This window comes from Stenotrophomonas sp. 1278, assembly GCF_029892765.1.
Classification (GTDB): Bacteria; Pseudomonadota; Gammaproteobacteria; order Xanthomonadales; family Xanthomonadaceae; genus Stenotrophomonas; species Stenotrophomonas indicatrix.
On record NZ_JARXWD010000004.1, the window covers coordinates 279,297 to 288,670 of the forward strand.

The following is a 9,374-nucleotide window of genomic DNA, read 5'->3' on the forward strand; positions in this document are numbered from 1 at the left end:
GCAAGCCGGCACCCTGCATCACTCAGTACAGCGTGCGCTCCGGCGCACCAGCCGGCGGCGGGGTGTACTGGTACAGCCAGGTTTCGGTGAGGGTCTTGCCGCCACTGCGCAGGTACAGGCGGATGTCGATCTGCTCGCTGCTGCCCTCCGGCGGCACCAGGTCGAACATCGCGCGGTAACCCTTGATCTCGCGCAGCGGCCGCGCCGAGACGATCTCCACCCGGCCACGGTTGGTTTCGACAACGGCTTCGACGTCGGCCTTGTCGATCAGGCTGGCCAGTTCGCCGCCTTCAAAGTCGACCGCAAAGCGCCACGAGAAGTACTCGCGCTTCTTGCCGATCACCCCGCCCAGGCCGGTGCGGCTGGCAACGCAATGGGCCAGCGGCGTATGCGCCGGCGGCTGTGCGCCCCAGTACAGCCGGTAGCCGACCAGCAGTTCCTGGCCCGGCTGCGGCTTTTCCTTCGGGTTCCAGAAGGCCACGATGTTGTCGAAGGTTTCATCGACGGTGGGAATCTCCACCAGCTGCACCGAACCCTCGCCCCATTCGCCCTTCGGCTCCACCCACAGGCACGGACGCTTCTCGTAGAACACGCCGTCGTCCTGGTAATGGTCGAAGTTGCGGTCACGCTGCAGCAGGCCGAAGCCACGCGGGTTGCGGTCGACGAACATGTTGAAGCGCAGGTTGCGCGGGTTGACCAGCGGCCGCCAGATCCATTCACCAGCGCCGGTCCACAGCGACAGGCCGTCGGTATCGTGGATCTCCGGGCGCCAGTCCCAGCCCATGCGGCGGTCGTTCTCGCCTACCTGGTACATGCTGGTGCACGGGGCGATGCCCAGCCGCTCGATGGTTTTGCGCGGGTACAACGCGCTGTCGATGTCCATCAGCAGCACATCGCCGTTGGTGACGGCGAAGCGGTAGGCACCGGCCACGCTGGGCGAATCCAGCAGCGCATAGACGATGATGGTGTCCGAGTCGGCAGCAGGCTGTTCCAGGTAATAGGCGATGAAGTCTGGGAATTCCTCCGGCTTGCCCATGCCGGTGTCGATGGCCAGGCCACGCGCGGACTGTCCGTACTGGCCTTCCTTGCCCACTGCGCGGAAGTAGCTGGCACCCAGGAACGCGGCGAAATCGCGGTCGGTGTCCTTGCGCGTGTTCAGCCGGAACCCGGCAAAGCCGAGGTCGGCCGGCAGCTCACCATTCTTCAACCCGCTCTTGCCGTAGTTGAACGCGGCGCCGTCATAGGCCAGTTCCTGCGCCTTGCCGTCGACCACGTCGTACATGCGCACGGGCGAATGGAAGTACAGACCCAGGTGGAAGAACTTGGCCTGGAACTTACCCGGCTGGTCGGCCCACAGGGCATGGTCCTGGCGGTAGCCGATCGACTGGTACTGATCCCAGTCCAGCGCCTCCAGCTTGCCCGGCAGCACCCGCTTGTGGCTCTGGTAGGGCGCCTGTGCCAGCGCGCGCGCCTGGCCCTTCAGGGTGGCGAAATCGAACGGCTGCGGCTGGCCAAGCCGGCGCAGCCCAAGCTGGCCACTCTTGCTGGCCGCACAGGCCGGCAGTGACGGCAGGCCGAAGGCGGCCAGGGCCAGGGAGGCATTGCGGATGAAGTCGCGTCGTTGCATGCAGGCGCGGGAGCAAAGGGAAGGTCGGCCATCATAGGCAGACAAACGTTAACGGGCAGCGGTGGACTCGATACCCTGTTCAGCCTGCGCCAATGCCGCAAGGCGGGCATCAAGCTCGTGCAGGGCCGGTGCCTGCGGACCGCGCTGGGCCAGCAGCAGCTGTCGTGCCTCGGCCAGCACGGTGCGGGCCTGCGCGATCTGGCCGGCCTGCTGCAGGACCTGCCCTTGTGCCAGCAGCGCCTGCGGCAGCAGAGCGACGTGATCCGGTTGGCGCCAGATCGCCACCGCACGGGCATAGTGTGCTGCCGCCGCCGAGGCGTCGCCGCTGGCGCTGGCCCATTTCCCCAGGGCGAACTCGCCGTAGCCGATCTCGCGATGGTCCGGGCCCAGGGCGCCGAGCAGCTGTGCCTGCACCTGCCGCAGTTCCTGGCCGGCCAGCGCGTGCTGGCCACGCTGCAGGGCCAGCAACGCGCGTGCACGGCGGACCACCAGTGCCTCCGGGTGGCGCGGTCCCCATGCCTCCTGTGCCGCCTGCCAGGCCAGCTCCAGCTCGGCCGCTGCCGCCTGCGTGTCGCCCTGCCGGGCCAGCACATCGCCCAGCTGGCGATGCAGGCTGATCACCTGCGGGCTGCTGGCGTCGGCGCGTTGGCCGAGCAGGGCCAGCGCCTGCCGGTACCCCGCCAGCGCGGCCGGCAGGCGTCCGGCGGTGGCGTCCAGGGCGGCCAGATCGGCCAGTGATTCAGCACGCCCGAAGCGCTCGACCATCCCCTGGTGGCGCAGCGCCAGCGCCTGCTGGAACGAACGTCGCGCCGCATCGGCGTCACCCAGTTGGGCCTGGCAACGCCCAAGCTGGCTGTGGAACTCGGCCACCGCCGCCGGCAATGCCGCCGCCTGGCTGGCCGCCAGCGGTTGCAGTGGCTGCAGGTGCGCCAGGCACTCGCGTCCGCGACCGAGCATGCGCAGTGCGCGCCCGCGCTGGGTAACCGCCTCGATCTGCAGCGCCGGCGGCACCTCGCCCACCTCCTGCAGCAGCCGGCGCTGCTGGTCCAGGGTCTGCAGCGCCAGCTGGTAGTCGCCCAGGCCGATGCGCAGGCGGCCGATCACCCCTTGCAGCTCGGCCAGCGCCAGCGGCTGGTCAGCCAGTTCGGCTTCGCCCCGTTGCTGGCCGGTGGCCAGCAACTGCGGCACGTCGAAATGGCCGTGGCGCTGGCTGGCCGCCTTGTCGAACAGGCCAACAGTGAAATCCTGCATGGCCTGCGCACGCGCCATTTCCGCCCGCGCCTGGCGCAACTGCCACAGGGCGAAGGACGTGGTCCCCAGCAGGGCCAGCGCGGCCAGCCCGGCCAGCGCCACGCCCCAGCGATGGCGGCCCACGTACTTTCGCACCCGGTAACCCACGCCCGGCGGACGCGCCTGGATCGGCTGCCCCTGCAGGTAGCGGCGCAGGTCGCCGGCCAGTGCTTCGGCCGACGTGTAGCGCTGCTGCGGGTCTTTCTGCAGGGCCTTTTCCAGCAGCACGTCCAGATCGCCACGCAGTCGCTTGGCCTGCCGCAGCAGCGCCCGTCTCGGTGCCCCCGGCTCGGCGGCCAGCCGTTGCAGCAGCGCCGAGGCACGCGGTGCCTGCACATCCAGGATCGAGCGCTCCCATTCCGCGTCACTGTGCCGGCGCAGGCGATAGGGCTTGTGCCCGGTGACCACCTCGAACAGCACCACGCCCAGCGAATAGACATCGGTCAGGGTCGTCACCGCCTCGCCACGCACCTGCTCCGGCGCGGCGTAGTGCAGGGTGAACGCGCGGATTTCGGTAGCCGGATGGGCCGCGTTCGGATCGTCGTGGTCGAGCAGCTTGGCGATGCCGAAGTCGAGCAGTTTCACCGTGCCATCGGCGCGTACCAGGATGTTGGAGGGCTTCAGGTCGCGGTGCACCACCAGGTTCGCATGCGCATGGCTGACCACCGCGCAGACCTGCAGCATCAGCTGCAGCCGCGTTTCCAGCGGCGGTTGCAGGCGCCGGCAGTAGTCGCTGATCGGCTCGCCTTCCACGTAGTCCAGCGCCAGGTAGGGCTGCCCGTGTTGGTCCACCCCGGCGTCCAGCAGCTGTGCCAGGTGCGGGTGCTGCAGGCGGGCCAGGATCTGCCGCTCGCGGCCGAAGCGCTGGCGCAGGCCCGGATCGGCGACGCCACTGCGCAGCAGCTTCAGTGCGACCTGGCGCTGGTACAGGCCATCGCAGCGCTCGGCCAGCCAGACCTCGCCCATGCCGCCTTCGCCGAGCGGATGCAGCAGCCGATACGGCCCGACCTCGCTTCCGGCGCGGCCTGGCGGCGTAGCGGTCCACAAGGGCTGGGCCATGAACTCGTGGCTGTCGGCTTCCTGCTGCAGCAGGCGTTCCAGCTCGCGGCCCAGCGTCGGGTCCTGCGCGCTCACGCGCTGCAGGCGCAGCTGGCGGGCGGCGGGTGCCAGCTCCAGCAGCTGGTCCAGCCAGGATGACAATTGCTGCCAGCGGGCGGTATCCATGATGTGGGTGGCGGCGACTCAGTCGCTGCGCATCGCGGCCAGCAGGAACAGCCGCGCTTTCTGCCAGTCGCGGCGGATGCTGCGCTCCGAGCGCTGGCTCAGTTCGGCGATCTCCAGTTCGGACAAGCCGGCGAAGTAGCGCAGCTCCACCACCTTGGCCAGGTGCGCATCGACGGCCTGCAGGCGTTCCAATGCAACATCGAGGGCCAGCAGATCCTCGTCCAGGCGCACGCCGCTGCTGCTGTTCTCGGGAATCTCGGCCACCCGCTTGAGGTCGCCACCGCGCTTGCGCGCCAGCCGGTTGCGCGCGTAATCGACGACCACGCTGCGCATCGCCGACGCCGCATAGGCGAAGAAGTGCGCACGATCCTCGAAGCGCGCCGCACCGCGGCTGCCCAGCAGTTTCAGGTAGGACTCGTGGACCAGCGAGGTCGCATCCAGGGTGCGTCCCTGCTGCCCGGCCAGCTGCCGCCGGGCCATGCTGTGCAGTTCCTGGTACAGGGTGGTCAGCACACGGTCGAGCGCGGCGCGGTCGCCACCGCGCGCAGCATCCAGCCATACGGTGATATCCGGGCCTTCGTCCATCGCCAACGCTCCCCCGCAGCGGATGTCGGCTGGACTATAGCGCTGCACGTGTGCAGCGCATGAAGACGTTCAGCGCTGGCAGCGGCTGCACCACACGCTTGCCCGCTGGCCGATCATGGCGTGCTTGAGCGGGCGGCCGCAGCCGGGGCACGGCAGGCCATCGCGGCCATAAACCAGCAGCTCCTGCTCGAAGTAGCCCGGCGCGCCGTCGGGGCTGATGAAATCGCGCAGGGTGGTGCCACCGCGGGTGATGGCGTAGTCCAGCGTTTCCTTCACTGCCGTGGCCAGCCGCCGATAGCGCTCGCGGGTGACCTTTCCGGCCTCGCGCAGCGGGCTGATCCCCGCCTTGTACAGGCTCTCGGCGGCGTAGATGTTGCCCACCCCGACCACCACCGCCTGGTCCATCAGGAAGGTCTTCACCGGCGCGCTGCGGCCGCGGCTGCGGGCAAACAGGTAGTCGCCGTCGAAGGCGTCGTCCAGCGGCTCCGGGCCCAGCCCCTGCAGCAGCGGGTGGATCTCGCCAGCCGGCTGCCAGAGCAGGCTGCCGAAGCGGCGCGGGTCGTTGAAACGCAGCAGGCGGCCGTTGTCCAGGCTGATGTCCACATGGTCATGCGCGCGCAACGGGGTGTCGCCGGGCAGCACGCGCAGGCTGCCGGACATGCCCAGGTGCAGCACGGCGCTGCCGATGGCGGTATCCAGCAGCAGGTACTTGGCGCGGCGGCGCACCTCTTCGATGCGCTGGCCGGGCAGCAGCTCGGCCACTTCCGGTGGAATCGGCCAACGCAGGTCGGCACGGCGCAGGATCACCCCGTGCACGCGGCGGCCCTGCAGGTGTGGCGCCAGGCCACGGCGGGTGGTTTCTACTTCGGGCAGTTCGGGCATGGGACGATTCTATGCCCTCCTGCCCTGCGGGCAGCGCGGCCATCACCGCCTGGGTGCAACGCACCCCGGCGGCGTGCCGCCATCAGGCGTCCTGGCCCACTTCGGCCGAGGCCGCGTCGGTGGCCTCTGGCGGCGGCGCCACGGTCGCCGCCGGGGTGCCGTCCGGGAACAGGGTCGGCAGTGTGGCGGCGAAGCTGGCCACGCACGCTTCGGCGTAGCGCTCGGCAGTCTGCCGCGCCAACGCGTAGTCATCGGCCTGCCACGCTTCCAGCGACGCCGAGACCGGTTCGGCAATGCGGCAATGCGCGCCTTCGCCACCGGTCAGGCGCATGGTCGGCAGCTTGCGTCGGTATGGAAAGCCCAGGTCCACGTTCTGGCGCAGTTCGTATTCGGTCCCGGCATTGCCGAGCTCCTTGTAGATCAGGGTGAAGTCCCCCACGGTGACCTGCACCGGCCGCGACTGCTCGGGGATGGCGCCGGGATGGGCGCTGAAGTAGGCCGCCAAGGCCGCACGTGCCTGCTGCTCCATCGAACTGAAGGCCGGGTTCGGCACGGTGTCCACACGGGTACCTTTCAGCTGGTCCTTCCTGAAACCGCTGCCGCCTATGACACCGGCGAACAGCGATACGGCAGCCTGTGCTGCGATTACCTTGCCGGTGGTGGAACGCTGCACCAGACGCAGCGTCCGGTCGCCGATCGGCTGGCCATCGGCATTGGTCTCCAGTTTGGTACTGGTCGGAACCCGATGTTCCCAGGCAGGTGCTGCCGGTGCGGTATCCGAGGCCTGCTGCGGTTCGGCGTCGGCCGCCACGGCTATAGCCGGCTCGTCGGCCAGTGCCGGTGCAGACCAGGCGACGCCGCCAAGCAGAATGGCGGTGAGAAGGGTAGGTTTGGCATTCATTGGGGGGTCTTGGGCATCGGTCAGGTCAGTGCGGGCGATCCCAACGCGCAGCGATCATCGCAACGGCACTGCTCCAACCTCCATGTCCCCACAACCGCGTTCCATCACGGTCGACATGCCAAGCCCGCACTGTCTCTGCTGATCGACCGGTACGCCGGGTTCGAGTCGTAGAGACCATCGGCAGCGCGCCGACGAACTTTAGCCGGGCACGCTACGACTGGCGCCGCTCAGCGCGGCGGTGCAGCCAGTTCCCGTGCATCCAGGAATCCGTCACCGTTGGCGTCCTGCTTGTGGAAGCGCTGCACGATCACCTGCCGCTGCTGTTCGCGGGTGATGGCCCTGCCCTTGCCGCCGGGCAGTTCGTCGGCGGTCAGCACGCCATCGCCGTTGCGGTCCATGCGATCGAAGGCATACAGCATCCACTGCAGGTACTCGGCTTCACTGACCTTGCCGTCGCCATCGCTGTCCATGCGCTGCAGGTAACTGGCAGTGTCGCTGACCTGGGCCTGCACGGCAGGTGCGCACACGGCGGCCAGCAGCAATGCCGTCAGCGCAGCCCTCATCCGCCCACCAGGGTGTAGCCCTTCAGTCGCGCGGCATAGGCCTGCAGAGCGGCGATGCCACTTTCCTCGGCCTCGCGGCACCAGGCCTGCAGTTGACGCAGGCGCTCGGCGGCATCATGGCCGCGTGCTTCCAGCAGCATCGCCAGGCGTGCGCGGTATTCCACCAGGGTGCGGATGCGCGGGCGCTGGGCGACCCATTCGCTGAGCTGGGCGCGGCTGTCCGGCTTCAACCAGCGGCCGTCGTTGACCAGGCCACGGCGCAGCCGGCGCGGCAGCAACCGGCGCAGCTTGGCCCCTGCGTATCGCGCTTCCTCGCGCAATGCCGGCATGAACACGTTGCGCTGGTAGTCGGTCATCGCCTGGAAGCGATGCGACAGCAGTGCCTTCAGGGTATCGGCGTCGGGCACGGCGATGTTCGGGCGCACGTCCATGGCCGGCGCGACACGCAGGACCTTGGCCAGGCGCAATGCCTGCAGCAGGCGGATCGCACTCCAGCCGATGTCGAATTCCCAGCGCCGCATCGCAAAGCGCGCCGAGCTGGGGAACGCATGGTGGTTGTTGTGCAGTTCCTCGCCACCAATCCAGAACGCCCACGGCGTCAGGTTGGTGGAGGTGTCGGCCGACTCGTAGTTGCGATAGCCCCACCAGTGGCCCAGGCCATTGACCACGCCGGCGGCCCAGAACGGGATCCACGCCATCTGGATCGCCCACAGGGCGACGCCCGGCAGGCCGAACAGCACCGTGTTGATGGCAAACAGCAGCACCGGGCCGAGGGTTGCATACGGGGTGTACAGGCGGCGCTCGATCGCGTCGTCCGGAGTGCCGCGACCGTACTGTTCAATGTCCTCACGCATGCCGCGTGCTTCGCGGTACAGCTCCACGCCGCGCCAGAACACCTGACCGATCCCGCGGGTAACCGGGCTGTGCGGGTCGTCCTCGGTTTCCACCTTGGCGTGGTGCTTGCGATGGATCGCCACCCACTCCTTGGTGATCATCGAGGTGGTCAGCCAGGTCCAGAAGCGGAAGAAGTGCGCGACCACCGGGTGGAAGTCCACGCCCCGGTGCGCCTGGCTGCGGTGCAGGTAGAGCGTCACCGAGAAGATCGTGAGCTGGGTGAAGACCAGCAGCACCAGGGCCAGCTGCCACCAGCCCAGGCCCAGTACGCCACCGGTCAGCAGGGACATCAGGGCATCAGGCATGGCGACTCTCCAGAGCGACACAGGTATGGAAGACATCATGGGCGCTTGCGTTGCAAACTGCACCTTGCACCGCTGGATTGGCAGCGCCATTCCGTGGCTTCGTTCACAGTTGGGGACCCGTGTTGTCGACCCTTGATCCGCGCATCCGCGCCGTAGACCCCGCCCCATCCGCCGGGGACCTGCCGCCCTTGATCGAACTGGACCGCGCCAGCGTGATGCGCGGCCAGGTGAAGGTCCTGCACGGGCTGAGCCTGCGCATCGCGCAGGGCCAGCACACCGCCCTGCTCGGCCCCAATGGCTGTGGCAAGTCCACCTTCATCAAGCTGATCACCCGCGAGCTGTACCCGCTGGCGCAGGCCGACGGCACGGTGGCGGTGAAGGTGCTGGGGCAGAACCGCTGGCAGGTCGACCGGCTGCGTTCCCAACTTGGCATCGTCACTGGCGATCTCAGCAGCAACCTGGCTGACATGCCGGGGCTGACGGTGGAGCAGGCGGTGCTGTCGGGGTTCTTCGCCAGCTACATGGTGCCGGCCTTCCGCGAGGTCACCGCCGATATGCGCATGCGGGTGGGCGAGACCCTGGCGATGACCGGTGCGTCGGGCCTGCGTGAGCGTGCCTACGCCGAACTGTCGGCCGGCGAGACCCGCCGCGTGCTGATCGCCCGCGCGCTGGTCAACCGGCCGCAGGCGCTGCTGCTGGATGAACCCTCCACCGGGCTGGACCTGGTCGCCCGGCAGCAGTTGATCGCCACCATGCGCGTGCTTGCGCAGCAGGGCATCACCCTGGTGCTGGTCACTCACCACATCGAGGAAGTGATTCCCGAGATCGAGCGGGTGGTGCTGCTGCGCGACGGCCGCGTAGTGGCCGATGGAGCGCGCGCCGAGCTGCTGCGCGACGAACCGCTGTCGGCCGTGTTCGGCGGCGCGATCACGGTGGTGGAACAGGAAGGACGGCTGACCGCGTACGCGGGGTGACGCCGCGTCCGTGGCGGGGCGGGCCGGCCGCCCCCCCCCCCCCCCCCAAAAAACCCCCCCCCCCCCCCCCCCCCCCCCAGCGGGGCCACCCCGGCGGGGGCGGCACCCGGCGGGGGGCCCCGTGCAATG

Annotated in this window: 8 protein-coding genes; 1 reads left to right on the forward strand and 7 read right to left on the reverse strand. The window is 69.0% G+C overall.

What is annotated here, in order from left to right:
* Nucleotides 1–22: 22 nt before the first annotated feature.
* The 7 genes from M2299_RS06615 to M2299_RS06645 all read right to left on the reverse strand — a co-directional run bounded on the left by M2299_RS06615 (nucleotide 23) and on the right by M2299_RS06645 (nucleotide 8,271).
* A complete protein-coding gene (locus tag M2299_RS06615) occupies nucleotides 23–1,627 on the reverse strand; it encodes a glucan biosynthesis protein D (protein WP_223487106.1) in 1,605 nt (534 codons plus the stop codon).
* A 48-nt stretch (nucleotides 1,628–1,675) separates the two neighbouring features.
* A complete protein-coding gene (locus M2299_RS06620; protein WP_099844546.1) occupies nucleotides 1,676–4,141 on the reverse strand; it encodes a serine/threonine-protein kinase in 2,466 nt (821 codons plus the stop codon).
* An 18-nt stretch (nucleotides 4,142–4,159) separates the two neighbouring features.
* Nucleotides 4,160–4,726: an ECF-type sigma factor gene (locus M2299_RS06625; RefSeq protein ID WP_025875449.1), complete on the reverse strand. Its 567-nt coding sequence runs from the start codon at nucleotides 4,724–4,726 to the stop codon at nucleotides 4,160–4,162.
* Between the two features lie 69 nt (nucleotides 4,727–4,795).
* Nucleotides 4,796–5,608, reverse strand: coding sequence for a bifunctional DNA-formamidopyrimidine glycosylase/DNA-(apurinic or apyrimidinic site) lyase (gene mutM / locus M2299_RS06630; RefSeq protein ID WP_025875451.1), 813 nt, complete (start codon nucleotides 5,606–5,608; stop codon nucleotides 4,796–4,798).
* Between the two features lie 82 nt (nucleotides 5,609–5,690).
* Nucleotides 5,691–6,509, reverse strand: a complete 819-nt coding sequence (locus M2299_RS06635; protein WP_099844542.1) for a hypothetical protein — start codon at nucleotides 6,507–6,509, stop codon at nucleotides 5,691–5,693.
* Nucleotides 6,510–6,736: 227 nt separating this feature from the next.
* On the reverse strand, nucleotides 6,737–7,072 hold the full coding sequence (locus M2299_RS06640) for an EF-hand domain-containing protein (RefSeq protein ID WP_025875455.1): 336 nt from the start codon (nucleotides 7,070–7,072) through the stop codon (nucleotides 6,737–6,739).
* On the reverse strand, nucleotides 7,069–8,271 hold the full coding sequence (locus tag M2299_RS06645; RefSeq protein ID WP_100437190.1) for a fatty acid desaturase: 1,203 nt from the start codon (nucleotides 8,269–8,271) through the stop codon (nucleotides 7,069–7,071). The genes M2299_RS06640 and M2299_RS06645 overlap by 4 nt, the downstream gene beginning before the upstream one ends.
* 215 nt (nucleotides 8,272–8,486) lie before the next feature.
* On the opposite strand from M2299_RS06645, the gene M2299_RS06650 reads away from it, so the two are divergent.
* The gene (locus M2299_RS06650; RefSeq protein ID WP_223487235.1) at nucleotides 8,487–9,245 is read left to right on the forward strand and encodes an ATP-binding cassette domain-containing protein; all 759 of its coding nucleotides are present in this window, start codon (nucleotides 8,487–8,489) and stop codon (nucleotides 9,243–9,245) included.
* Nucleotides 9,246–9,374 lie beyond the last annotated feature (129 nt).